Source organism: Pseudomonas sp. 13B_2.1_Bac1 (genome assembly GCF_025466155.1).
Taxonomy (GTDB): domain Bacteria; phylum Pseudomonadota; class Gammaproteobacteria; order Pseudomonadales; family Pseudomonadaceae; genus Aquipseudomonas; species Aquipseudomonas aylmerensis.
The window spans coordinates 1-22,586 of sequence record NZ_JANLOH010000094.1; the positions used below are offsets into that span (position 1 = coordinate 1).

Annotated in this window: 26 protein-coding genes; 10 read left to right on the top strand and 16 right to left on the bottom strand. The window is 61.5% G+C overall.

Features of this window, described 5'->3' with window-relative positions; all coding sequences use genetic code 11:
• Together NTD80_RS23095 and NTD80_RS23100 are read left to right on the top strand one after the other, a co-directional pair.
• Positions 1-1,136, top strand: a 1,136-nt coding sequence (locus NTD80_RS23095; RefSeq protein WP_262135132.1) for an RHS repeat domain-containing protein, incomplete at its 5' end; no start/stop codon positions are given.
• A gap of 7 nt (positions 1,137-1,143) precedes the next feature.
• Positions 1,144-1,560: a hypothetical protein gene (locus NTD80_RS23100; protein WP_262135133.1), complete on the top strand. Its 417-nt coding sequence runs from the start codon at positions 1,144-1,146 to the stop codon at positions 1,558-1,560.
• Between the two features lie 68 nt (positions 1,561-1,628).
• Here the strand turns inward: NTD80_RS23100 and hemB are convergent, their stop codons facing one another.
• From hemB to NTD80_RS23115, 3 genes are all read right to left on the bottom strand, one after another.
• The gene (gene hemB / locus NTD80_RS23105; RefSeq protein WP_065907100.1) at positions 1,629-2,603 is read right to left on the bottom strand and encodes a porphobilinogen synthase; all 975 of its coding nucleotides are present in this window, start codon (positions 2,601-2,603) and stop codon (positions 1,629-1,631) included.
• 130 nt (positions 2,604-2,733) lie between these two features.
• Positions 2,734-3,576 carry a PhzF family phenazine biosynthesis protein gene (locus NTD80_RS23110; protein ID WP_262135134.1) on the bottom strand — a complete coding sequence of 281 codons (843 nt, stop codon included), beginning with the start codon at positions 3,574-3,576 and terminating at the stop codon, positions 2,734-2,736.
• Between the two features lie 3 nt (positions 3,577-3,579).
• Positions 3,580-4,278 carry a glutathione S-transferase N-terminal domain-containing protein gene (locus tag NTD80_RS23115; protein WP_262135135.1) on the bottom strand — a complete coding sequence of 233 codons (699 nt, stop codon included), beginning with the start codon at positions 4,276-4,278 and terminating at the stop codon, positions 3,580-3,582.
• A 251-nt stretch (positions 4,279-4,529) separates the two neighbouring features.
• On the opposite strand from NTD80_RS23115, the gene NTD80_RS23120 reads away from it, so the two are divergent.
• Together NTD80_RS23120 and NTD80_RS23125 are read left to right on the top strand one after the other, a co-directional pair.
• Complete coding sequence (locus NTD80_RS23120) at positions 4,530-5,231, top strand: histidine phosphatase family protein (protein WP_120448085.1); 702 nt, start codon at positions 4,530-4,532, stop codon at positions 5,229-5,231.
• Positions 5,232-5,275: 44 nt separating this feature from the next.
• Positions 5,276-6,331: a permease gene (locus tag NTD80_RS23125; protein WP_213553526.1), complete on the top strand. Its 1,056-nt coding sequence runs from the start codon at positions 5,276-5,278 to the stop codon at positions 6,329-6,331.
• A 112-nt stretch (positions 6,332-6,443) separates the two neighbouring features.
• Here NTD80_RS23125 and mnmH read toward each other — a convergent pair whose 3' ends face one another.
• The 4 genes from mnmH to NTD80_RS23145 form a co-directional block, all read right to left on the bottom strand.
• Positions 6,444-7,547, bottom strand: a complete 1,104-nt coding sequence (gene mnmH, locus NTD80_RS23130) for a tRNA 2-selenouridine(34) synthase MnmH (protein ID WP_262135137.1) — start codon at positions 7,545-7,547, stop codon at positions 6,444-6,446.
• Complete coding sequence (selD, locus tag NTD80_RS23135; protein ID WP_106804504.1) at positions 7,547-8,581, bottom strand: selenide, water dikinase SelD; 1,035 nt, start codon at positions 8,579-8,581, stop codon at positions 7,547-7,549. Before selD ends, mnmH begins: the two co-directional genes overlap by 1 nt.
• Before the next feature lie 94 nt (positions 8,582-8,675).
• On the bottom strand, positions 8,676-9,425 hold the full coding sequence (locus NTD80_RS23140; protein ID WP_065907112.1) for a TerC family protein: 750 nt from the start codon (positions 9,423-9,425) through the stop codon (positions 8,676-8,678).
• Between the two features lie 28 nt (positions 9,426-9,453).
• Complete coding sequence (locus NTD80_RS23145; protein WP_065907113.1) at positions 9,454-9,699, bottom strand: hypothetical protein; 246 nt, start codon at positions 9,697-9,699, stop codon at positions 9,454-9,456.
• 134 nt (positions 9,700-9,833) lie between these two features.
• Here NTD80_RS23145 and nhaR point away from each other — a divergent pair, with 134 nt between their 5' ends.
• On the top strand, positions 9,834-10,745 hold the full coding sequence (gene nhaR, locus NTD80_RS23150) for a transcriptional activator NhaR (RefSeq protein ID WP_262135138.1): 912 nt from the start codon (positions 9,834-9,836) through the stop codon (positions 10,743-10,745).
• A gap of 1 nt (position 10,746) precedes the next feature.
• On the opposite strand, the gene NTD80_RS23155 is transcribed toward nhaR, so the two are convergent.
• Together NTD80_RS23155 and NTD80_RS23160 are read right to left on the bottom strand one after the other, a co-directional pair.
• Positions 10,747-11,901 (bottom strand): MFS transporter, encoded by a 1,155-nt coding sequence (locus NTD80_RS23155; protein WP_262135139.1) that lies wholly within the window; start codon positions 11,899-11,901, stop codon positions 10,747-10,749.
• A gap of 158 nt (positions 11,902-12,059) precedes the next feature.
• Positions 12,060-12,569, bottom strand: a complete 510-nt coding sequence (locus NTD80_RS23160) for a DUF1993 family protein (RefSeq protein ID WP_065907120.1) — start codon at positions 12,567-12,569, stop codon at positions 12,060-12,062.
• A 125-nt stretch (positions 12,570-12,694) separates the two neighbouring features.
• Between NTD80_RS23160 and NTD80_RS23165 the strand changes: the two genes are divergently transcribed.
• Complete coding sequence (locus NTD80_RS23165) at positions 12,695-13,342, top strand: YceH family protein (protein WP_065907123.1); 648 nt, start codon at positions 12,695-12,697, stop codon at positions 13,340-13,342.
• Between the two features lie 536 nt (positions 13,343-13,878).
• Here NTD80_RS23165 and NTD80_RS23170 read toward each other — a convergent pair.
• Positions 13,879-14,697, bottom strand: a complete 819-nt coding sequence (locus tag NTD80_RS23170; RefSeq protein WP_262135140.1) for a shikimate 5-dehydrogenase — start codon at positions 14,695-14,697, stop codon at positions 13,879-13,881.
• A gap of 156 nt (positions 14,698-14,853) precedes the next feature.
• Here NTD80_RS23170 and NTD80_RS23175 point away from each other — a divergent pair, with 156 nt between their 5' ends.
• From NTD80_RS23175 to NTD80_RS23185, 3 genes are all read left to right on the top strand, one after another.
• Positions 14,854-15,207 carry a hypothetical protein gene (locus NTD80_RS23175; protein ID WP_065907126.1) on the top strand — a complete coding sequence of 118 codons (354 nt, stop codon included), beginning with the start codon at positions 14,854-14,856 and terminating at the stop codon, positions 15,205-15,207.
• A 232-nt stretch (positions 15,208-15,439) separates the two neighbouring features.
• Complete coding sequence (locus tag NTD80_RS23180; RefSeq protein ID WP_065907127.1) at positions 15,440-15,634, top strand: hypothetical protein; 195 nt, start codon at positions 15,440-15,442, stop codon at positions 15,632-15,634.
• Between the two features lie 91 nt (positions 15,635-15,725).
• On the top strand, positions 15,726-15,908 hold the full coding sequence (locus NTD80_RS23185; RefSeq protein WP_065907128.1) for a hypothetical protein: 183 nt from the start codon (positions 15,726-15,728) through the stop codon (positions 15,906-15,908).
• Between the two features lie 3 nt (positions 15,909-15,911).
• On the opposite strand, the gene NTD80_RS23190 is transcribed toward NTD80_RS23185, so the two are convergent.
• Both NTD80_RS23190 and NTD80_RS23195 read right to left on the bottom strand, forming a co-directional pair.
• Entirely contained in the window at positions 15,912-16,979 is a 1,068-nt protein-coding gene (locus tag NTD80_RS23190; protein WP_065907130.1) for an AI-2E family transporter, read from the bottom strand.
• A 107-nt stretch (positions 16,980-17,086) separates the two neighbouring features.
• The gene (locus NTD80_RS23195) at positions 17,087-17,623 is read right to left on the bottom strand and encodes a thioredoxin family protein (RefSeq protein WP_315974946.1); all 537 of its coding nucleotides are present in this window, start codon (positions 17,621-17,623) and stop codon (positions 17,087-17,089) included.
• 171 nt (positions 17,624-17,794) lie between these two features.
• Between NTD80_RS23195 and yegQ the strand changes: the two genes are divergently transcribed.
• Positions 17,795-19,123, top strand: coding sequence for a tRNA 5-hydroxyuridine modification protein YegQ (gene yegQ / locus NTD80_RS23200; RefSeq protein WP_262135141.1), 1,329 nt, complete (start codon positions 17,795-17,797; stop codon positions 19,121-19,123).
• Here yegQ and NTD80_RS23205 read toward each other — a convergent pair.
• The 4 genes from NTD80_RS23205 to NTD80_RS31445 all read right to left on the bottom strand — a co-directional run bounded on the left by NTD80_RS23205 (position 19,120) and on the right by NTD80_RS31445 (position 22,567).
• Positions 19,120-20,322, bottom strand: coding sequence for a pyridoxal phosphate-dependent aminotransferase (locus tag NTD80_RS23205; protein WP_262135142.1), 1,203 nt, complete (start codon positions 20,320-20,322; stop codon positions 19,120-19,122). The two genes, yegQ and NTD80_RS23205, sit on opposite strands and share 4 nt — an antisense overlap.
• Positions 20,319-20,978: an RraA family protein gene (locus tag NTD80_RS23210; RefSeq protein WP_262135143.1), complete on the bottom strand. Its 660-nt coding sequence runs from the start codon at positions 20,976-20,978 to the stop codon at positions 20,319-20,321. The genes NTD80_RS23205 and NTD80_RS23210 overlap by 4 nt, the downstream gene beginning before the upstream one ends.
• Entirely contained in the window at positions 20,975-21,643 is a 669-nt protein-coding gene (locus tag NTD80_RS23215) for an RraA family protein (RefSeq protein ID WP_262135145.1), read from the bottom strand. The genes NTD80_RS23210 and NTD80_RS23215 overlap by 4 nt, the downstream gene beginning before the upstream one ends.
• Positions 21,644-21,745: 102 nt before the next feature.
• Complete coding sequence (locus NTD80_RS31445; RefSeq protein WP_371920706.1) at positions 21,746-22,567, bottom strand: methyl-accepting chemotaxis protein; 822 nt, start codon at positions 22,565-22,567, stop codon at positions 21,746-21,748.
• Between the last annotated feature and the right edge of the window lie 19 nt (positions 22,568-22,586).

Sequence of the window (22,586 nt, forward strand, 5' to 3'; positions counted from 1 at the left end):
GGCACGTGCTGATCACCGAATACCGCTACGACTGCCAGCACCGGTTGATCGGTATCACCCAGCCCAACGGGCGGACGGCCAGCTACGGCTATGACCCGTTTGGACGGCGGATCAGCAAAACCGTTGATGACATAACCACGGAGTTTTTCTGGCAAGGCGACAAGCTGATTGCCGAGCATCACGCGGATCGTCATCGCAGCTATCTCTACGAGCCGAATAGCTTCCGCCCGCTCGCCCTGTTGGAAGGCTTCGGCCCGAAGGACACCAAGCCCTACCACTACCAACTCGACCACCTGGGCACCCCACAGGAACTCACCGCCCCGGATGGCGAAATCGTCTGGTCCGCCCATTACCGCGCCTATGGCGAGATAAGCCGTCTCGACATAGGAAAAATCGACAACCCGCTGCGCTTCCAAGGCCAGTACTTTGATCAGGAAAGCGGGCTGCACTACAACCGCCATCGCTACTACAATCCGGATATTGGTCGCTACCTGACGCCGGACCCGGTGAAGCTGGCGGGTGGAATCAATGCGTACCTGTACGTGCCCAATCCTACGGGATGGGTTGATCCGTTAGGGTTAAGCTCATGTCCAGGTGGAGACGAATGCAAGCCTAACGCTCCTCCTATTTTTTTGAAGCCGAGCGTTAATGAAGGCACGCCCGCTCTACCTCAACTGGCGCACACTCAACGACAGACGAGAATAGATGAACTGGCAGAGGCAAATGCAAAACAAAAAGTACTGGATTGGGAGCAGAAATACGATATGCACTCGGTTGAAAAGCATGGCCCAGAGATACCAGACAACGCTTTAAAGCAAAGATCTATTGATGGAACAAATCCGACCACTGGGGCGAGAGGAACTATTAATTCCAGCTCCCAATTTAAAACCTGGGGAATGCAGCTCCACGCTATAAATAAAGCCATGGGTAGGATGCAAAGCGACCCACCATTTCCTACAGGTCTTGATGGAAGAGGTAACCCCGTGGTTATAGTCGAGCTACCCGGAGCCGGGCGAGGCTACAAACCTAACCGCAGGGACGTAAACGATCCTAAGTACATTGAAAACATGGACAGAGCGGAGGTCAGATTTGACAGAAACAATCCAACTCGGCCATTCACTGCATTCCCTAAGTGAGCAGACAATGCTGAAATGCCCATTCATGAATACTCCTTACACTCCTAATATCTCTCATATATTGGGAGCTCTATCGATATACGATCTTGAGGAGACAGCTGGCAAAGAACTATGGAAGTACGACCCTAACAACGAGAAAGACCGAGAAACAATCATAATTTCTTTTATTTTGAAGGACCTCATGTATCTGTCATATAGACATCGCTTCGTATTGATGTCTGAACTCAGAGATGTGCTGGACAATCCCGACTTTAACTTCTCGAAAGAATTCGAAAGCGATTACGACGAATACATAACTATGGCTTGGGACGAAACAGAAATCGCCGACCCTAGAGGCTTCTTCGTCGATATCTACCGTTTAGCCAATAAGGTCTGGAAAGACGACCTCGAAAAAGCCAGCCTCGAAGACCAGTCAACGTGGTAACACCGCCACTCTCCCTGACAACCCAAACCCTGTGACGAGCGTTTGCCCCCACAGGGTTTGCACTGCCCTTAGATCCCAGCCAACGCCAAGTCCATAGCGAAATAAGTGAAAATCAAGTCCGCCCCCGCGCGCTTGATCGACCCCAACGTCTCGCGCACTACCCGATCCTCATCAATCGCCCCCGCCTGGGCGCCGAACTTGATCATCGCGTACTCGCCGCTCACTTGATAGGCCGCCACCGGCAGGCGCGACGCCTCGCGGATGTCGCGGATGATGTCGAGGTAGGCACCGGCCGGTTTGACCATCAGGGCGTCTGCGCCTTCCTGTTCATCCAGCAGTGATTCGCGCACGGCTTCGCGGCGGTTCATCGGGTTCATCTGGTAGCTTTTGCGGTCGCCTTTGAGCGCGCTGCCGCCGGCTTCGCGGAAGGGCCCGTAGAGGGCCGAGGCGAATTTGGTCGAGTAGGCCATGATCGGGATATGCGTGAAGCCGGCGTCGTCCAAGGCGCGGCGGATGGCCTGGACCTGGCCGTCCATCGCTGCCGACGGGGCGATCACATCAGCGCCCGCGCGGGCGGCCGCCACGGCTTGTTTGCCGAGGTTGACCAGGGTCGCGTCGTTGTCGACATGCGCGCCGTGCATCACGCCGCAGTGGCCGTGGTCGGTGTATTCGCAGAAGCAGGTGTCGGACATCACCACCATTTCCGGCACGGCGTCCTTGATGATCGAGGACATGCGCGAGACCAGGCCGCGTTCCTTCCAGGTGTCGCTGCCGCTGGCGTCGAGGTGGTGGGACACGCCAAAGGTCATCACCGACTTGATGCCGGCACGGGCGTAACGCTCGATCTCGCCGGCCAGTTTCTTCTCAGGGATACGCTGTACGCCCGGCATGCTGGTGATCGGCACAAAGTCGTCGATTTCTTCTTCGACGAAAATCGGCAACACCAGGTCGTTGAGGGTGAACTCGGTTTCCTGGAACAAGCCACGCAGCTCCGGGGAGCGGCGCAGGCGGCGTGGGCGGGCTTGGGGGAACTGGCTGGTCATGGCGGTCCTGACTGGGTGTAAAACAGTGGAGGCAGAAAACAATGGGGCGAAAGCTTATGCCCGCAGGCCCCGGCAACACAAATGCCAAGGGCCCAACAGTGTATTGCGTGGGGCGTAATAATTTATTGATCTAGAGCTGTAGACGCCCCGCGATGCACACCGCGACGGCGCCACCGATCCAGATTTCATCGCCCTGGCGCTCGACGTGAATGCGCCCCGCACGCCCAATGGCCGTGCCCTGGCTGACCGCATACCGCTCAGGCGCCAACCCCTCGCCGAGCAGCCATTGGGCAACGCCGGCGTTCAGGCTGCCGGTGGCCGGATCTTCCTGGGCGCCGTCGCCTGCGACAAAGGCACGCACCTCAAACTGCGCGTCGACGTCATCATGCGCGGGGTTGCAGGGAGCGATCACACCCACGGCCAGCCCCAGCAGTTGCGAAAAGTCCGGCTGCACTGCCAGGACTTGCTGACGGTCAGCCAACATCACCGCGAGCCACCCCGCGCCGTTATCGACCCACTGGCTGCGCACGATAGCCCCCGGTGCCAGGCCCAACCCCAGGCGCACACGCTCCAGCAACGGCGCGTCGACTGGACCTGAACGCAACAGCGGCGGCGCGATGAACGCCAGCTCGTCGCCCTGGCGCCGGATGCGTACCAGGCCGATCTCGCATTCCTGGATGATCTCCTCGCCGTGGGGCACGCCCCCGGCCTGCAGCCATGCATGGCAACTGCCCAGGGTCGGATGGCCGGCGAAAGGCAGTTCCTGCAAGGTGGTGAAAATGCGCACCCGGTAGTCCGCCCGTGGATCGCGGGGCGTCAGCAAAAACGTGGTTTCACTGAGATTGGTCCAACGGGCGAAATCCGCCATTTGCGCATCGCTGAGGCTGTCGGCGCCGAGCACCACGGCCAGCGGGTTGCCCTTGAGCGCGACGTTGCTGAACACATCCAGCTGCTTGAAATCGAAAGTCGGCATGGGTCAGCTCGGTATGTTCAGGCCACGGATGACCGCCGGCCGGGCAACAAAGCCGTCCAGCGCGCGCAGTACGTTAGGAAAGTCGGCAATGCCCACCAGGTCGCCGGATTCGTAGAAGCCGATCAGGTTGCGGATCCACGGAAAGGTCGCGATGTCGGCAATGCTGTACTCATCGCCCATGATCCAGGTGCGGCCCAACAGGCGCTTTTCCAGGACATCGAGCAAACGCCGGGATTCGGCGGCGTAGCGGTCACGGGGACGCTTGTCTTCGTAGGCCTTGCCGGCGAACTTGTTGAAAAAGCCCACCTGGCCGAACATCGGGCCGATACCGGCCATCTGAAACATCAGCCACTGAATGGTTTCGTAACGTGTCGCCGGGTCTTCAGACAGCAACTGACTGGTTTTTTCCGCCAGGTAAATCAGGATCGCGCCGGACTCGAACAGGGCCAGCGGCTGCCCGCTGGGACCGTTCGGGTCAATGATCGCGGGGATCTTGTTGTTGGGGTTCAGCGAGAGAAATTCCGCCGACATTTGGTCCTGGGTCTCGAAGCTGACTTTGTGTGCCTCATAAGGCAGCCCCAGCTCTTCGAGCATGATCGAGACTTTTACCCCGTTGGGCGTGGGCAGCGAGTACAGTTGCAGGCGGTCCGGATGCTGTGCAGGCCATTTACTGTTGATCGGGAAGGCGGCGATTGAGTTCATCGGGAAGTCCCTGTGCGCAAAGCCTCCATGATAGCCAGCTGTCACCTGTCCTGCATGGGTCATCAATGCGCAACATCCGCTGGCTAATATCCCGCATGGGCGAACCAATAGGCCCAGGCACACTCTTAAGTGCGCTCTTACGGTGAATGGAGGCACCTCGCTTTATCGACAAGGAACACCGCAGGACGCCGGATGCGTCACTGGGGCCGGGCTTGTCCGCCTTAATCCGAAGCACCGAAGACTCGACACTCATGACCATCAAGCCTCTGTGCCTTGCGCTGCGCCTCAAACGCTACTCCTACATCATGTTGCCGCTGCTGCTGGTCGGCGGCGCCATCGGCCTGACCCTGGAATCGCGCATCAGCAGCGCCGAACAGGTCGACGGCGTGCAAACCCTGGTATTCCTGCGCCACGGAGAGAAACCCGCCGGTGGTCTCGGGCAACTCAATTGCCAGGGCCTCAACCGGGCGATGAACCTGGCCACGGTATTGCCGGAAAAATTCGGCAAGGCCAATTTCGTGTTCGCGGCCAACCCGACGCGCAATGTCGAGGAAGGCGAGCTGGACAACTCCTACAGCTACATTCGCCCGCTGATGACCATCAGCCCCAGCGCCATCAAGCTGGGCCTGCCGGTCAACATCAAGTTTTCGGCGAATGACACCAGCGCCCTTGCCGATGAGCTGGTCGAGGACAAGTACCACAATTCGATCATCTATACCGCCTGGTCCCACGGCTACCTGCCGGAGTTGATCAACAAAGTGGCCAGCGAGGCCTCGGGCGAAAAACACACCATCACCGACGACTGGTCGGGCAGCGACTATGACTCGCTGTACGTGCTGACATTGACCTGGCACAACGGCAAGGCCTCGCTGCTGAGCCGCAACTATAAACAGGGCCTGGACAACGGCGAAGAGACCTGCCCGCTCCCCACGCAGGTGAGCGCCGATAGCTGAGGGCGTATGATGCGCCGCTATTGACTCATCTGCGGATCATCCCCATGCCCAACCTCACCTCCTCCCAGCCCTCCCGGGGTTGGTCTTTCTGGTGGAAACCAGCGCTGTTCCTGCTGGTCGCCTGTGTCGGCCTCTACTACGTGAAGTGGTCGCCCTACTACCTCAAGGCGTTTGTGGCCGCGGATAACCACAACATCGGCGCCTCGATCCTCAATGACCAGCAAAGCTCGCCGCTGGCGGCAGCGCTGGCGTATGCCCAAGTGTATTTCCTGGCAATCTGGAAAGCCGCCGTATTGGCGGTGATCCTCGGCTCGCTGCTGCAGGTGCTGATTCCCCGCGACTGGTTGCTGCGCCTGTTTGGCCGCGCCGGCCTCGGATCGACCCTGCGCGGCGGGCTGTTCGCCTTGCCGGGGATGATGTGCAGTTGCTGCGCGGCACCGGTCGCGGCGGGCATGCGCCGCCAGCAGGTGTCGGTGGGCGCGGCGCTGGCGTTCTGGATCGCCAACCCGGTACTCAACCCGGCGACGCTGGTGTTCATGGGCTTTGTACTCGGCTGGGGCTTTACCGCCTTGCGGCTGGTGGCGGGCATTGTGCTGGTGGTCGGTGTGTCGCTGGTAGCACAACGCATCGCACGGCCGGACCAGGTGCCGGAAGCGGCACTGGAGGCAGTCGCCGACGTCAGCCAGGCGGATGCGCAGCCTTTCCTCGGGCGCTGGCTGCGCACCCTGTGGCAGCTGTTCTGGAGCACCATCCCGGTGTATATCCTCGCGGTGCTGGTGCTGGGTGCGGCGCGAGTGTGGCTGTTCCCGCATGTGGACGGCGCCATGGCCAACAGCCTGGTGTGGCTGGTGCCGCTGGCGATTGTCGGCACGCTGTTCGTGATTCCCACCGCTGCCGAGATTCCCATCGTCCAAACCATGATGACCCTGGGCATGGGCACCGGCCCAGCCGTGGCCCTGCTGATGACCTTGCCGAGCGTGAGCCTGCCGTCGCTGTTGATGCTGCGCAAGGATTTCGACGCGCGAGTGCTGGTGACGGTGGCCGGGCTGACCATGCTCGTGGGGGTGGTATGCGGCTTGATTGGAGCGGTGATTCTTTAGCGTCTGAATGAAGCGCGAGCAGGCCCGCGCCTACATTTGACGGTGGTTACCCTGGAGGAACCCGGTCAAATGTGGGTGCAAGCTTGCTCGCGAACAGGCTTCTACCCGCCCTTTATGCGCGTCTGGCAACCCGTTCGCGCAGATACTCCAGCACCGCGCCCTGCTCCCCCGCAAACTCGATCCGCGCGCCTTTGCTTTCGCGCTGGAAGGCGTACATCGGGTCGTAATACTCGCGCAGCAAACACTCGATCCACACCCTGTGCAACTCCACGGCGCCACTGCGCGCCTGTTCCGCCAGCGCCTCTTGCATGATCACCTGCAAACGCTGGGAACGCTCACCGCCCAGGCGCTTGTGGATATTGGCCAGGCTCTGCGTCAGGCGCTCGGCAAACAATGCCTGGCCCTGCTCGCCAAACACCGCGATAAATTCCGCGCACAGGTCGACGACATAATCGCGCAGGATCCGCTCGACGCGGCCTTCGACGCTGTCCTCCAACCACACCATCGCAAAGGTCTGCATGCCCTTGTGCAACGGTAATGGCAGCGCGCAACTGCCGATCATGCGGCTTTCGTCCTCGACGACAAATTGCTCGATGCCCGCCGCGCGTTTTTTCAGCAGGTCCACTGCCAGGCGGTTTTCGAAGTCGATGTTGGACGGTTGCGCCGTGGCCCGCTTGCCGAAGCTGGAACCCCGGTGGTTGGCGTGGCCTTCCAGGTCCAGTGCATTGCGCAATTGGCCGAGGACTACGGTCTTGCCGGTACCAGTCATGCCTCCGAGCAACACGAAATCACACTGGGCCGCCGCCTGGTCAAGGGTCTCCAGCAGAAAGGTACGCATGGCTTTGTAGCCACCGCCGACGCGCGGGTAATCGATGCCAGCGTCGGTTTTCAGCCATTGCTGCACGATCTGCGAGCGCAGCCCGCCACGAAAGCAATACAGGTAGCCGTCAGGATTGGCCTGGGCAAACCGCGCCCAGTGCTCGATACGCTCGGCCTTGATCGCGCCCGATACCAGTTCATGCCCCAGCACGATGGCGGCTTGCTGGCCCTGCTGCTTGTAGCAGGTGCCGACGCGCTGGCGCTCGTCATCGGTCATCAGCGGCAGGTTGATCACGCCGGGAAAGGCACCCTTGACGAATTCAACCGGCGCGCGGGTGTCCATCATCGGCCGGTCGTTGAGGAAGATATCGCGGTAGTCGGTGATGTCAGTCGCCATCAAAACACCTCTACCGCGTGGGTCTGTCGCTCAACCAGTGTACCGATCGGCTCAAGGCTCAGGCCGAGTTCGGCGGCCACGGTGTGGAATTGCGCGTCACCTTCCGGGGTTACCGCGATCAGCAGGCCGCCGCTGGTCTGCGGGTCGCACAGCACGCGCTTGTGCAACTCCTGCAAGCGTCCGATCTTGCTTGAGTAGCTGTCGAAGTTACGCAAGGTGCCGCCGGGCATGCAGCCCTGGTCCAGGTAGTCCTCGATCCCCGGCAGGCGTGGGACTTTGGCGTATTCGATGCGCGCCGTTACGCCGCTGCCGTCAGCCATTTCCACCAAGTGGCCCAACAGGCCGAAACCGGTGACATCGGTCATGGCGGTCACTCCCGCCAACTTGCCAAATCGGCTGCCTGGCTTGTTCAGCGTGCACATCCAGTCACGGGCCAGGCCGATATCCGCCTCGCGCAACTTGCCCTTCTTTTCGGCAGTGGTGAGGATGCCGATGCCCAGCGGCTTGGTCAGGTACAGGCGGCAGCCGACGGTGGCGGTGTCGTTGCGTTTCATGTGGCGCTTTTGCACGAGGCCGGTCACGGCCAGGCCGAAGATCGGTTCAGGTGCGTCGATGGAGTGTCCACCCGCCAGCGGGATCCCGGCTTCGTCGCACACCGAGCGACCGCCACGGATTACTTCGCGAGCGATCTCCGGCGCCAGCACATTCACTGGCCAGCCAAGAATCGCGATAGCCATCAACGGATCGCCGCCCATGGCATAGATATCGCTGATCGCGTTGGTCGCGGCGATCCGGCCGAAGTCGAAGGGATCATCGACAATCGGCATGAAAAAGTCGGTGGTGGACACTACGCCGCGCTCGTCGTCGATGGCATACACCGCCGCGTCGTCGCGGGAGGCGTTGCCCACCCACAAGTTGGGGTCGAGGTTCTGCGCGCCGCTGCCGGCGAGGATCACTTCCAGCACCTGCGGCGAAATCTTGCAGCCACACCCGGCGCCGTGGCTGTACTGGGTAAGGCGAATCGGCTCGTTCATGGTGGACCTCAATCTATCAAGTGGGCGGATTCTAGCAGACAGCAAAAGGCCGGCTGTGCTCTGGTGAGCACAGCCGGCCGGTTTGTTTCAGCGATTACTGGCGGGCAGCGAGCAAACGCTTGTGGCGGTTGCGTCGGGCGATGTTCAGGCATTCGATCACGGCCGAGAACGCCATGGCTGCATACACGTAGCCTTTAGGTACATGGGCACCGAAGCCTTCGGCGATCAGGGTCATGCCGATCATGATCAGGAAGCCCAGGGCCAGCATCACCACGGTCGGGTTGTCGTTGATGAACTTGGCCAGCGGCTCGGCCGCCACCAGCATCACGATCACCGAGGTCACCACGGCAATGATCATGATCGGCAGGTGCTCGGTCATGCCCACGGCCGTGATGATGCTGTCGATGGAGAACACCAGGTCGAGCATCAGGATCTGCCCGATCGCCGCGGCAAAACCGATGGACACGACATTACCGGTGGTCTCCTTTTCTTCCGGCTCAGGGTCCATGCTGTGGTGGATCTCGGTAGTGGCCTTCCACACCAGGAACAGACCACCGGCGATCAGGATCATGTCCTTCCACGAAAATGCCTGGCCGAGGACTTCGAACACCGGCGTGGTCAACTGCACGATAAACGCGATGGTGCTCAACAGGCCCAGGCGCAACACCAACGCCATGCTGATGCCGATGCGACGCGCCTTGGCACGATGCTTTTCCGGCAATTTGTTGGTGAGGATCGAGATGAAGATCAGGTTATCGATACCCAGCACGATTTCCATCACGATCAAGGTCGCCAGGGCGACCCAGGCGGTGGGGCTGGCGGCCAGTTGTAAAAGGTAGTCCATAGGTCAGTCCTGACGTTGTGCTGGGAAATTAGGCTTCTTTGTTACTGTTCGATTCTTCTTGCTCGTCTTCCTGCTTTTCAGGACTGATCAAGCCTTGGGTTGCTTCACTCAATGCCTGCTCGGCGGCCTTGTGCGTGTCATCGATGGCCTGCTTGGCCGACTCGGTGGCTTTGCCGATCACTTGCTGCGCGCTTTTTTCGACTTGATCGCAACCACTGATCATCACCAATGAAAGCGCAAGCACCGACGCCGCGCCCAGGGAATTGAGTTTCATGATGTATTCCTCGTTAGAACCATTGGGTCCAAATACTGGCCCCTCGATAGCGAGGCATTCTATGCAGGCGAACAGTTCAGGAAAATTCGTATTTTTCTCGCGTATACTTCGATTTTTACGAAGTGACGCACAGCATGCTCAATTATCGCCAATTGCATTATTTCTGGGTCGTGGCCAAGACCGGCAGCATCGTGCGCGCTTGCGAGCAACTGAACCTCACGCCCCAGACCATCAGCGGGCAGATCAGCCTGCTCGAACAGACCTTCGGCATCGCGCTGTTTCAGCGGGTCGGCCGCCAGCTGGAGCTGACCGAAGCCGGGCGCCGCGCCCTGCCCTATGCCGAACAGATGTTCCAGACCGGCAATGAATTGGAGGCGATGCTGCGCGCGCAACCGAATGAGCAGCAGATCCTGTTCCGGGTCGGGGTGGCGGATGTGGTGCCCAAGTCCATCGTCTATCGCTTGATTGCGCCGACCATGGAATTGAGCGAGCCGATCCGCATCACCTGCCGTGAAGACAAACTCGAACGGTTATTGGCCGATCTGGCGATCCAGCGCTTGGACTTGGTGATCTCCGACAGCCCTATGCCTACGCACCTGGACATTAAAGGCTACAGCCAGAGACTGGGGGAATGTGGCATCAGCTTTTTCGCCACCCGGGCGCTGGCTGACCGGTATGCGGGAGATTTCCCACAGTGCCTGCACGGTGCACCGCTGTTGATTCCGGGTGCGGAAACCGTGGTGCGCAGCCGTTTGCAACGCTGGTTTGCCGAACAGCAGATTCAGCCGAAGATCATCGGCGAGTTCGATGACAGCGCCTTGATGCAGGCCTTTGGTCAATCCGGCAGCGGGATCTTCATCGCGCCCAGCGTGATCGCCGATGAGGTGGTGCGCCAGTACGGCGTGGTGTTGATGGGCCAGACCGACGCGGTCACCGAGTCGTTCTATGCGATCTCGGTGGAGCGCAAGGTCAAGCACCCCGGCATCGTGGCAATCACCGAAGGGGCACGGCGCGAGCTGTTTACCGCCCTGCCCGCGCCCGCCTGAGTCAGTTGCAGATCGCTGTAGGCTTGGCGGTCATCAGCCACAACGCCAGCAGGATCGACACCAGGATAAAGCCGGAAGCCGCGAAACCCAGGCTGCCCAGGCCGAGGGTGTCGATCACGTGCCCGCCGACCATCGCCCCCAGGCCGATCCCGAGATTGGCCCCGGCGATATTCAGCGACGCCGCAAACGCCGGCGCATGGGGCGCGGCCTTCATCAGCCGCACGTGGCTGACCAGGAACATCGCCGCCTGGGTCACACCCCACACGGCCATCGCCGCGGCCAGGCCAACGGTGGAATGAATCGCCGGCACCAGCGCAACCATGCCCGCGATCATGAAGCCGCAGAACACCATGGAGGCAATCAGCGGGTGCCGATCCACCGCACGCCCGCCCAGTGAGTTGCCGAGCAACCCTACCGCGCCAAAGCCCATCAGGCACCAACCCACCAGGGTGCCGTCGAAGCCGGCCAGGCGCTCAAGGATGTCGGCCAGGTAGGTGTAGGCGGTGAACATACCGCTGAACACCAGGATCGACAGCAGGATATGGCCCTGCATCAGCGGGTTGCGCAGGATCTTGAACTGCGAGCGCAACGTCACCTGGTCGTTCTTCGGCTGCGTCACCGGCAGGTAGATAAACAGCAGCACGGCCTTGGCCAGCGCGACCACGGCAAGGATGGCAAAGGCGGTGCGCCAGCCGAACATATCCGAAATCAGCGTACCCACCGGAATGCCGAACACCGTGGCGCAGACGATGCCAAAGCCGATTTTCTCGATGGCGCGCCCGGCGTATTCGGGGCCGACGATGTCCACCGCCGTTTCACTGGCCAGCGCCCAGAACACCGGCAGGCCCAGGGCCGGGATCAAGCGTGCCAATGCCATCACCCAGATGTTCGGCGCCAGCGCGGCCACGGTGTTGGCGACGCCGAACAGGATCAGGATGCTGATGAACAGGCGCTTGCGTGGGAAACGCGCGAAGTAGGCGGTCAGGAACGGGCCGAATGCCGCCACGGTAAACGCGAACAGGGTCACCAGCAGCCCGGCCTGGGACACGCTGACATTCAGGTCCCGGGCGATGGACGGCAGCAGGCCGACGATGACGAATTCTGTGGTCAGCACGGTAAAGCCGGCGGCCGACAGCAGCAGGATGGGAAACAGCATCAAAAACTCCAGAAACGGCAACACCAACGACAACCCGAAGGTTCGCTGGCAGATAGGATGAAAAAAGGATGCTGAATCTTAACAGAGTGTGTCGGTGTAGCCCATGAAAAAGCCCGGCGACGCCTGCAGGCATCGACCGGGCTTTGCGGCGTTACGACTTAGAACGCGCCCATGTAGTCGCGCTTGCCCACTTCCACACCGTTGTGACGCAGCAAGGCGTAGGCGGTGGTGACGTGGAAGAAGAACTGCGGCAGGCCGTAGGTCAGCAGGTAGGACTGGCCGCTGAAGCGCTTCTCTTTCGGCGTGCCTGGACGGGTGATGATTTCGATGCCTTCCTTGCCGTCGATTTGCTCGGGCTTGATGCTGTCGACAAAAGCCAGGACCTTGGCGATCAGCGCCTGCAGGTCGGCGAAGGTCACTTCGGAGTCTTCGTATTTAGGCACTTCGATCTCGGCCAGGCGCGCGGAAACGCCCTTGGCGAAGTCGACGGCGATCTGCACCTGGCGCACCAGCTGGAACATGTCCGGGAACAGACGTGCCTGCAGCAAGGCGTTGGGCTCGATGTTCTTGGCGGTGGCGTGGGCTTCGGCTTTGTTCAGCACATCGCTCAGGGCGGTGAGCATTTGCTTGAAGACCGGGACGGAAGCGGCGTACAGGGAAATAGTCATGGCAGTCTCATGGGTAATGGCACGGTTTGAACCAGCGGCGATTATAGACACGCCAGCCGCGCGCGCGGCTTGTCTTTTATTTTTTCAGGATTAGGCTAGAGCGCTCACTGCATAGGGAAAGCGCGATGACCGCCGAGCACGACACCGACACCCCTGAGCCGCGCCTGAACAGCACGGAAATCCGCGTCCTGGGCTGCCTGATCGAAAAACAGGCGACCAACCCGGAAACCTACCCCCTGACCCTCAATGCCCTGGTGCTCGCCTGCAACCAGAAGACCAGCCGCGAGCCGGTGATGAACCTCAGCCAGGGCCAGGTCGGCCAGAGCCTGCGGGTGCTCGAGGGTCAGGGCTTCACCCGCCTGGTGATGGGCAGCCGCGCCGATCGCTGGGAGCATCGCGTGGACAAGGCACTGGAACTGGTGCCGGCCCAGGTGATCCTCACCGGGCTGTTGTTTTTGCGCGGGCCGCAGACGGTCAACGAACTGCTGACGCGCAGCGGGCGCATGCATGACTTTGAAGATGCCGAGCAGGTCGTGCATCAGCTCGAACGCCTGATTGCGCGCGGGCTGGCGGTATTGGTGCCGCGTCAGGCAGGGCAGCGGGAAGACCGCTATACCCATGCGCTGGGAGATCCTGCGGATATTGAAGCGATCATCGCGGCCCGCGGGAATCCGGTGGAGCGCAGTACGGGGGTTTCTGCAGAGCGAATAGAAGAGCTGGAAGCACGAATTGCAGCACTGGAAGAGCGTCTGGCCCAGCTCGAACAGGGCTGAACCCATCTAGAATGTGAATACGCGGGATTGCTCGCGAAGGTGGCGGTGTATCAGTTGATGCATTTGGTGGCTGATGCACCGCTTTCGCAGGCAAGCCAGCTCCCACATTTGATCTTCATACACCCGGGAACCCGAGTGATACCCGGATCCCCCTGTGGGAGCGGGCTTGCTCGCGAAGGCGGTGTGTCAGTTGATGCATTCGGTGACTGATGCACCGCTTTCGCAGGCAAGCCAGCTTGCTCCCACATTTGATCTCCATACACCCGGGAACCCGAGTCATACCAGGATCCCCCTGTGGGAGCGGGCTTGCCCGCGAAGGCGGTGTGTCAGGTGATGCATTCGGTGGCTGACCCACCGCTTTCGCAGGCAAGCCAGCTCCCACATTTGATCTCCATACACCCACATACCCGAGTCATACCAAAATCCCCTGTGGGAGCGGGCTTGCCCGCGAAGGCGGTGTGTCAGTCAATGGATGCTTAACGGATACCCAGCATTCGCCCGCAATCCCGGTCTCACCCTTGGCTCGGCGCCAGCCCTCAGCTTCGGGCGAAGGCTACGGCCGCCTCAAACTGCTCCTGCGTAGGCCGCACGCCGGTGTAGAGCACAAACTGCTCCAACGCCTGAATGGCGATGACTTCCAAGCCCGTGATCACTTGCTTGCCTTGTGCCCGACCGCGCACGATCAGCGGCGTTTCGGCGGGGATCGCCACGACATCGAACAGCGTTTGCGCGGCATCCACCGCTTGCGCCGCGAACGCCAGCGCATCCGCCTCGGCCCCGCCGGTCATGCCGATCGGCGTCACGTTGATCAGCATCTGGGGGCGCAGGTCACCCAGGTCGGCTTGCCATTCGTACCCCAGGTTGCGGGCCAATGCCTGGCCTGCGGCAGCGTTGCGCGCCACGATCACGCCATTGGCATAGCCGCCGTCGCGCAAGGCACTGGCAACGGCCTTGGCCATACCGCCGCTGCCGCGCAGGGCGAAGGTCGAGGCTTTCGATACCGCATGCTTTTTCAGCAGCTGTTCAATGGCGATGTAGTCAGTGTTGTAGGCCTTGAGATGGCCGTCGGTGTTGACGATGGTGTTCAAAGAATCGATGGCTTGAACCGAATCGTCGAGTTCGTCCACCAAGGCAATGGCGGCTTCCTTGAACGGCATGGAAACCCCGCAACCACGTATGCCCAACGCGCGAATACCACCTATCGCGCCGGGCAAATCCTGGCTGCTGAAAGCTTTATAGTAGAAGTTCAGACCCAGCTGTTCGTACAGATGGTTATGGAATCGCAGGCCAAAATTCCCGGGACGCGCCGACAGTGACATGCACAGTTGGGTGTCCTTGTTGGGGTGCATCTGCATGGAAAACTCCTTTGAGTAAGCAAATCGGTACAGACCTTACACAACCTTTACCTAGCGGCCGTGCTGTTTTTCAGAAATACGTTGTCTTAAAAGTATCCCCGCGACATTACTTGAGTCTATTGATTGCAGACCACAAGCGCAGGGGCTAACCGAGGAATGACCATGATTCGTAAAATCCCCAAGATCGCCTTGCTTATCGGTGCACTCGCTATGGCCGGCCAAGCCTCCGCCCACGGTGGTGGATGGGGTGGCCCGGCTGTCTTGGGTGCGTTAGTCGGCGCAGCCGTCGTAGGCTCCGTGGTTGCCAGCCAACCCCGCGAAGTCTATGTGCAGCAACCGGTATATGTGCAACCTCAGCCGGTGTACGCCGCCCCACCGCCCGTCTACTACGCACCGCCACCACCGGTGTATGTGCAACAGCAGGTTTACTACCGCCCGGCACCGGTCTACTACGGTCCACCGCGTGGTTACTACGGCCCTCCCCACGGCTACTACGGCCGCGGCTGGTAACGGCCAATCGTCCTGTCTGAAACAGGCCTCGCTTATACGCGGGGCCTTTTTTTGCGTGCAACGTCCGAATTTATGCGGCCAAGGTCGCTCTGAGGACAATGACGTGGGTGAAATCGCACATGATTGAGGCCAATGTCTACTTGCTTGATGGGGCCTCGCGCTGTCATGTTTGTGTCACGACACACTCTCACTATCGATCCTGTCCACTCAATAACAACAAGGACGGCTGACCATGCCCACGCAAAACCCACATCGCACCGCTGGCCTGTGCACGTCCAGCAAGGTCTATAGCGCCCTCACCGAGCTCAAGCACCTGGAAGGCCATCGCAGCGCCAAGTTCCTCGCGCTGCTGGCTGAAAACCTGGTGCACAAGGGTCTGCTCAGTGAGCAGGAAGTGGTGAACATGCTCGATCAGGTAGTGGACTGACGCCTCACGTCGATGTCGACTATCGAGCCAGGTGATTTTTCCTACGGCTCCCGGCACCGTAAGGTGACCTCCATAGCGATTGGAGGTTCTTATGCCCACTGTTCAAATCATGTCCGTTATCGGCAGCGCCGTCCCCGCCCCTCTGCGGGAACTGGGGTTGCTCGCCTGCTGGTACCTGGTACGCGATGGCGAGGCCATCAGCGGCCCGCTCACCTCGTTGTCCGCCGCCGAGCAGCAACTGCGACAGGCGTCGAGCTTCAGGCTCCACGCCTGAAACTCAAGGCAAGGGCAGCTTGACCCGCGGCTTGCTTTCGACAAACAGCGCCCAGGTCGACATGAACAGCGCCGCCACCAGCGGGCCGATCACAAAGCCGTTCAGGCCAAATACCGACAGGCCGCCAAGGGTCGAGATCAAGATCAGGTAGTCCGGCATCCGCGTGTCCTTGCCCACCAGGATCGGGCGCAGCACGTTGTCCACCAGGCCGATCACAAATACGCCAAACAAGCCCAGCACCACGCCCTGCCAGATCGAACCACTCAGCAGGAAGTACACGGCCACCGGCCCCCAGACAATCCCGGCACCGACTGCCGGCAGCAGTGACAGAAACGCCATCAGTACCGCCCAGAGCAACGCGCTGGGAATGTCCAGGAACCAGAAGATCAGGCCACCCAGCGCGCCCTGGGTCACGGCCACCAACACGTTGCCCTTGACCGTCGCGCGCACCACCCGATTGAACTTGAGCTGCAGGCGGCGCTTCTGCGGTTCGGCCAACGGCACTGCCGTGCGCACCTTGCGCACCAGATCAGGGCCGTCGCGCAGCAGGAAAAACAGCAAGTACAGCATGATGAAAAAGCTCACCAGAAAATCAAACGTGCCCTGGCCAAAGCTGAATGCCTGGGACGCGAAGAACTGGCTGCCCTGCATCGCACTCTTGACGATCTTCTCCCGCAGCCCTTCAAGGTTGCCCATGCCGAAGCGATCGAGCAGGTGCTGGAAGTACGGCGGCAAAAAGTTCTTGAACTGCTCGATATAGCCGGCCACGTCGAGCTTGCCGCTCTCGACGTTTTTGTACAGCGTGGCGCCCTCTTGCACCAGCAAGGCACTGGTGATGATCACCGGCAAAATCGCGATCACCAGGCACACCGCCAAGGTGGTCAGGGACGTCAGGTTGCGGTTCCAGCCGAAGCGCTGCTGCAGGCGGCGCTGCATCGGGGCGAAGATGATGCCGAGGATGATCGCCCAGAACACTGCGCCGTAGAACGGCAGCAATATCCAGATAAAGGCGATGGTCACCAGGACCAGCAGTAACAGCAGGGTTTTGAATTGCAGGTTGGATTGATTCATGTCCGGTCCATGTCAGAAAAGCAGAGGGCCTGTGTAGGCCCTGTTGCTTAGTCCACTGCGAAACCTGGGAGTGCCATCCTTTATCCCACCAGCATAGACCGCAATCTTCAATGGCCCGCCGCCTCACGCAACAGCGCCTGGATCATGGCCTCCTGCGCGTCATACCGGCCCTCGCCGAAGTGGCTGTAGCGCACCTGGCCCTGGGCATCGATCAGGTAATGCGCGGGCCAGTACTGATTATCGAAATTGCGCCAGATCGCATAGTTGTTGTCGATCGCGACCGGGTAGGTGATGCCCAGCTTGCGCACCTGCTCCCTGACATTCGCGATGAAGTGCTCGTGGGCATATTCCGGGGTGTGCACGCCAATGACCACCAGGCCGTCCCGCGCATACCGCTGGGCCCAGGCCTTGACGTGCGGCAGCGCCCGGCGGCAGTTGACGCAGTCGTAGGTCCAGAAATCCACCAGCACCACTTTGCCCTTGAGCGTCTCGGGTGTCAGCGGCGGTGAGTTGAGCCATTCGACCGCCCCGGCCAGCGACGGCATGGCGCCCTGGGGCTCGTTGCTCTGATTGCCTGCCACCTGGCTGGAAATCAGCGCGAAAGCCAGCAGCAGGCCGGCAAACACGGCCGTGATAAGTCGCATGGGGATGACCTTTTGGAGACGGGGAGCGCCATTGAACGCCCCTGAGGTATCACTTCTGTGTCCACACCCAGCTGGCGATACACAGCGATACAAAATCGCCAAAGGACGACCTGGATCAATAAACCGCCGGCCCACCTGCACTACCCTCGCGCCCTTTTGCGACCCACGCCCATGCTCCCTGCGATTGCCTCCCCACTGCCAGCCCCTGAACTGCTCGCCCCCGCGGGCAGCCTGAAAAACATGCGCTACGCCTTCGCCTACGGCGCCGATGCGGTCTATGCCGGCCAACCGCGCTACAGCCTGCGGGTGCGCAACAACGAGTTCGATCACCCCAACCTGGCCCTGGGTATCGAGGAAGCCCACGCGCTGGGCAAGCGCTTCTACGTGGTGGTGAATATCGCGCCGCACAACGCCAAGCTGAAGACCTTCCTCAAGGACCTCGCGCCTGTGATCGCGATGGGCCCGGATGCGCTGATCATGTCCGACCCGGGCCTGATCATGCTGGTGCGCCGCAACTACCCGTGGATGCCGATCCACCTGTCGGTGCAGGCGAACACGGTGAATTGGGCCAGCGTGGAGTTCTGGCAGCAGCAAGGCATCAGCCGGATCATTTTGTCGCGCGAGCTTTCCCTGGAGGAAATTGACGAAATCCGCCAGCAGGTGCCAGCCATGGAGCTGGAAGTGTTCGTCCACGGCGCCCTGTGCATGGCCTATTCCGGGCGCTGCCTGCTCTCGGGCTACATGAACAAACGCGACGCCAACCAGGGCACCTGCACCAATGCCTGCCGTTGGAAGTACCAGGCCACGCCGGCCGTGGAAAATACCACCGGCGATATCGTCCAGGCATTCGAACCGACGCTGGGGATCGGCACCCCGACCGACCAGGTCTTCCTGCTGCAGGAAGCCAACCGTCCGGATGAGCAGATGCCCGCTTTCGAAGACGAACACGGCACCTACATCATGAACGCTAAGGATTTGCGCGCGGTGCAGCATGTGACGCGCCTGACCCGGATGGGCGTGCATTCGCTGAAGATCGAAGGCCGGACCAAATCCCACTTCTACTGCGCGCGCACCACCCAGGTGTATCGCCGTGCCATTGATGATGCGGTGGCCGGCCGTGAATTCGACCGCAGCCTGATGACCGACCTGGAGTCGCTGGCCCAGCGCGGCTACACCGAAGGTTTCCTGCGCCGCCATGTGCACGACGAATACCAGAACTACCAGAACGGCAGCTCAGTCTCGGAGCGCCAGCAGTTTGTCGGCGAGTTGACCGGCGAGCGGCGCGGCGAACTGGCCGAGGTCAAGGTCAAGAATCGCTTTGCCGTGGGCAACCACCTGGAATTGATGACGCCCACCGGCAACTTTCACTTTGACCTGGCCACCCTGCACAACGCCAAGGGCGAAGCCATCGAAGTGGCGCCGGGGGATGGGCACACGGTGTATGTGCCCCTGCCCGCCGAGATGGACCTGCAGTTTGGCCTGCTGATGCGCGACCTCTAGCGGGTCGCCAGGCAAAACCGGCGGATCGCTTCGCACGCCTGGCGCAAGGAATCCTCATCCAGCGCATAGGCAATGCGCAGGTACGGTGCCAGGCCGAACGCACTGCCGTGTACCACCGCCACATTGGCTTCGTCGAGCAGCGCGTGCGCCACGTCTTCATCGGTGCGCAGCAGCGTGCCGGCAGGTGTGGTACGACCGAGCAGGCCGGCGCAGGACGCGAAGGCGTAGAACGCACCCGAGGGTTTCAGGCACTCCAAACCCGGTGTGGCATTCAGAAAAGCCACCACCCAGTCCCGACGCGCCTCGAACACCGCCCGCGACTGCTGGATAAAAGCCTGCGGGCCGTTCAATGCGGCGATGGCGGCCTGCTGGGAAATCGCACTGGCTCCCGAGGTCTGCTGGCCCTGGAGTTTTTCCATGGCCTCCAGCAACCAGCGCGGCCCGGTGGCGAAACCGATGCGCCAGCCGGTCATGGCGTAGGCCTTGGACACGCCGTTCATGGTCAGCACGCGCGGTGCCAACCGAGGTTCCACTTGCGCCAGGGTGTGGAAGGTTTGCCCGTCGAACAGCAAGTGCTCGTAGATATCATCCGCCAGCACCAGCACATGGGGATGCTGCAACACCACCTGCGCCAGGGCCTGCAGCTCCTCGCGGCTATACACCGCGCCGGTCGGATTGGACGGCGAATTGAGGATCAGCCAGCGCGTGCTGGGGGTGATCGCCTGGTCCAGCGCGGCGGGCGTCAACTTGAAAGCGTCTTCGGCACTGCACGCCACGATCTTCGCCGTGCCGCCGCACAACTCGACCATTTCCGGGTAACTGACCCAATACGGCGCGGGCACGATCACCTCGTCGCCTTCGTTCAGCGTGGCCGCCAGCGCGTTGTAGATCACATGCTTGCCGCCATTGCTCACCAGGGTGTCCTGCCAGCTCACGTCCAGGCCATTTTCACGGCGGAATTTATCCGCCACGGCTTCACGCAAGGCGCGTACGCCGGCAACCTGGGTGTAGCGCGTCTGGCCGTTGCGGATCGCGTCGATACCGGCCTGGCGAATGTGCTCCGGCGTGTCGAAATCCGGCTCACCGGCGCACAGCGAGATGATCTTCGCACCTTCGGCACGGCGGGCCGCCACGCGGTCGATGATGCGGTACGTGGCGGAAGGCTTGGCCTGGGCCAGGCGCTTGTTCAGAGTATTCACGCGTCCTTCCTCTGCAAGGTGTGATAGCCGAGGGATTCACGGGCCTGCCTGAGGGTCTTGCCGGCTTCGATCTGCGCCCGGATCTGCGACTCGACGGCCTCGATCTGGCGGGCGATACGCGCGACTTCCTCGGCACGCGCCCAGGGCACCACCAGCACGCCATTGGCATCGGCCACCACGATGTCTCGCGAACACACGCGGGCGCCGCTGATTGCCACCGGCTGGTTCACCGCCAGGACTTGCACACGGTCCTTGCCGGTGCGCATGTAGCGGCCTCGGGTAAACAGCGGATAACCGTCGCCCAAGGCCTTGCTGACGTCGCGGCACACGCCATCGATTACCGTCGCCGCGATGCCACGGCTGCCGGCGTACTGGGTCATGATGTCGCCCCACACGGTGCAGTCAGTGCGACCGGCATTGGCGATCACCACCACATCCCCCGGCGACACGTCCTCGATAAAGTCGCCCACCGATCCCGGCGGCATGCTGGCCGGTACGTATTGCACGGTGAACGCCGGGCCCACCACGGTGCCGTGGTAGTTATCCAGCGGCGCGATTCCCAGGCATTGACCGGCGATGCCCAGTTTGTCCATGGCATCCGAGACGCCCGGGGTGTCGAGCCCTTCGAACAGGGCGACAAGCTGTTGATCGTTCATCGGGCAGGCTCCACGCGGATGGCTTCAAATTGGCGGTCATGCATCACGTCGGCGACCGAACGACCGCTGCGCACGGCATCGATCATCCCCGCTTCACGGGCGGCGATGCGCTCGCTCAACGCCAGCACCTGCTCAATCACCGCAGCCGGGATAAACACACTGCCGCAGCGATCGGCGATCACGTAGTCATCCTGCGCAACGTCCACGCCGCCGACGCGGATGGTCACGCCGGAATCGACCTGCACCACGCGATTGCGCGCGCTGATCATAGTCACGCCACGCCCGTAGACCGGGTAGCCGATGGACGCGCTGCCGTCGATATCGCGGCTGAAACCGTCGATCACCGAACCGCGAATGCCCTTGGTCACGGCGGCATTGGCGATGATGTCACCCCAGCACGAGATGCCATCAAGGCCCCCGGCGATCACCAGCACGCGGTCATCCGTGGTGATCGCGTCGATCACCGGCGAGATCAGGTGCACGCCGGGCACGGCGTCGGTCTTGGGTGCCAGTTTGACCGTGCTGGCGCGGCCGACCACCTTGGGGCAGTCCCACAACGGGCGGATGCCCACCACGGCGCCTGGCAGTTGCAGGAAGTCGAGGGCGTCGGAGACGGTGTTGGTGTCGAGTTCAGCCAGGCGCTGAAGCGGGTCGGGAGGTGACATGAGATGAGCCCCTGTTGTGGTTGGGGCTCAAGTCTCACTGAGGCGCTGTGATGGGTATATTCGTATTAACGTTAGGCAGACATACGCCCAAGCTATGGTTGCTCAGATGCGGAACTGCCCCACCAGTTGCCCCAGGCGCTGGCCCAAATCCGCCAGGCTGCGCGAGGTCTGGGCGCCCCGCTGGGTTTCATCGGCCACGCTGTCGACTGCCACGGCAATCTGATGCACGCTGCGGTTGATCTCCTCGGCCACGGCGGTCTGTTCTTCGGCGGCGCTGGCAATCTGCGCGTTCATCGAATTGATGGTGCCGATCAACTGGGCCATGGTGTCCAGCGACGCCCCGGCTTCATTGGCCTGGGCCGAGGTGCCGTCACCCGCATCGCTGGAGCGGCGCATGGCGTCGACGGCGGCCACGGTGCCTTTTTGCAGGCGGTCGATCATGCCCTGGATTTCCTGGGTGCTGGTCTGGGTGCGACTGGCGAGTGCACGCACTTCGTCGGCGACCACCGCAAAACCGCGCCCGGCCTCGCCTGCCCGCGCGGCTTCAATCGCTGCGTTGAGCGCCAGCAGGTTGGTCTGTTCGGCGATCGAGCGGATCACGCCGAGCACGCTGACAATCGACGACACGTCCTGCTGCAGGCTGTCGAGGGACACGCCACTGCTGCGGATGTCGCTCACCAGCGCATGGATCTGCGCAATGCTGCCATCCACCACACGCTTGGCGGCCTGGCCTTCGACATCGGTCTGCTGCGCGGCCACCGAGGCGCCCTGGGCACTGCGCGCGACTTCTTGGGCGGCGGATGACATCTGATTGATCGCGGTGGCGACCTGGTCGGTCTCGTGACGCTGGCGCTCCATGGCCTGTTCCGAGCGTTGGGCCTGGTCGGAGACCTGGCTGACCAGGCCGGTGAGTTGGCTGGTCATCTCGGTGATCTGGCGCACC

Excerpts from the sequence above, each read along its gene's own strand:
- NTD80_RS23100 (WP_262135133.1), top strand. The coding sequence starts at position 1,144 with ATGCTGAAATGCCCATTCATGAATACTCCTTACACTCCTAATATCTCT.
- hemB (WP_065907100.1), bottom strand. The coding sequence starts at position 2,603 with ATGACCAGCCAGTTCCCCCAAGCCCGCCCACGCCGCCTGCGCCGCTCC.
- NTD80_RS23110 (WP_262135134.1), bottom strand. The coding sequence starts at position 3,576 with ATGCCGACTTTCGATTTCAAGCAGCTGGATGTGTTCAGCAACGTCGCG.
- NTD80_RS23115 (WP_262135135.1), bottom strand. The coding sequence starts at position 4,278 with ATGAACTCAATCGCCGCCTTCCCGATCAACAGTAAATGGCCTGCACAG.
- NTD80_RS23120 (WP_120448085.1), top strand. The coding sequence starts at position 4,530 with ATGACCATCAAGCCTCTGTGCCTTGCGCTGCGCCTCAAACGCTACTCC.
- NTD80_RS23125 (WP_213553526.1), top strand. The coding sequence starts at position 5,276 with ATGCCCAACCTCACCTCCTCCCAGCCCTCCCGGGGTTGGTCTTTCTGG.
- mnmH (WP_262135137.1), bottom strand. The coding sequence starts at position 7,547 with ATGGCGACTGACATCACCGACTACCGCGATATCTTCCTCAACGACCGG.
- selD (WP_106804504.1), bottom strand. The coding sequence starts at position 8,581 with ATGAACGAGCCGATTCGCCTTACCCAGTACAGCCACGGCGCCGGGTGT.
- NTD80_RS23140 (WP_065907112.1), bottom strand. The coding sequence starts at position 9,425 with ATGGACTACCTTTTACAACTGGCCGCCAGCCCCACCGCCTGGGTCGCC.
- NTD80_RS23145 (WP_065907113.1), bottom strand. The coding sequence starts at position 9,699 with ATGAAACTCAATTCCCTGGGCGCGGCGTCGGTGCTTGCGCTTTCATTG.
- nhaR (WP_262135138.1), top strand. The coding sequence starts at position 9,834 with ATGCTCAATTATCGCCAATTGCATTATTTCTGGGTCGTGGCCAAGACC.
- NTD80_RS23155 (WP_262135139.1), bottom strand. The coding sequence starts at position 11,901 with ATGCTGTTTCCCATCCTGCTGCTGTCGGCCGCCGGCTTTACCGTGCTG.
- NTD80_RS23160 (WP_065907120.1), bottom strand. The coding sequence starts at position 12,569 with ATGACTATTTCCCTGTACGCCGCTTCCGTCCCGGTCTTCAAGCAAATG.
- NTD80_RS23165 (WP_065907123.1), top strand. The coding sequence starts at position 12,695 with ATGACCGCCGAGCACGACACCGACACCCCTGAGCCGCGCCTGAACAGC.
- NTD80_RS23170 (WP_262135140.1), bottom strand. The coding sequence starts at position 14,697 with ATGCAGATGCACCCCAACAAGGACACCCAACTGTGCATGTCACTGTCG.
- NTD80_RS23175 (WP_065907126.1), top strand. The coding sequence starts at position 14,854 with ATGACCATGATTCGTAAAATCCCCAAGATCGCCTTGCTTATCGGTGCA.
- NTD80_RS23180 (WP_065907127.1), top strand. The coding sequence starts at position 15,440 with ATGCCCACGCAAAACCCACATCGCACCGCTGGCCTGTGCACGTCCAGC.
- NTD80_RS23185 (WP_065907128.1), top strand. The coding sequence starts at position 15,726 with ATGCCCACTGTTCAAATCATGTCCGTTATCGGCAGCGCCGTCCCCGCC.
- NTD80_RS23190 (WP_065907130.1), bottom strand. The coding sequence starts at position 16,979 with ATGAATCAATCCAACCTGCAATTCAAAACCCTGCTGTTACTGCTGGTC.
- NTD80_RS23195 (WP_315974946.1), bottom strand. The coding sequence starts at position 17,623 with ATGCGACTTATCACGGCCGTGTTTGCCGGCCTGCTGCTGGCTTTCGCG.
- yegQ (WP_262135141.1), top strand. The coding sequence starts at position 17,795 with ATGCTCCCTGCGATTGCCTCCCCACTGCCAGCCCCTGAACTGCTCGCC.
- NTD80_RS23210 (WP_262135143.1), bottom strand. The coding sequence starts at position 20,978 with ATGAACGATCAACAGCTTGTCGCCCTGTTCGAAGGGCTCGACACCCCG.
- NTD80_RS23215 (WP_262135145.1), bottom strand. The coding sequence starts at position 21,643 with ATGTCACCTCCCGACCCGCTTCAGCGCCTGGCTGAACTCGACACCAAC.
- NTD80_RS31445 (WP_371920706.1), bottom strand. The coding sequence starts at position 22,567 with ATGACCAGCCAACTCACCGGCCTGGTCAGCCAGGTCTCCGACCAGGCC.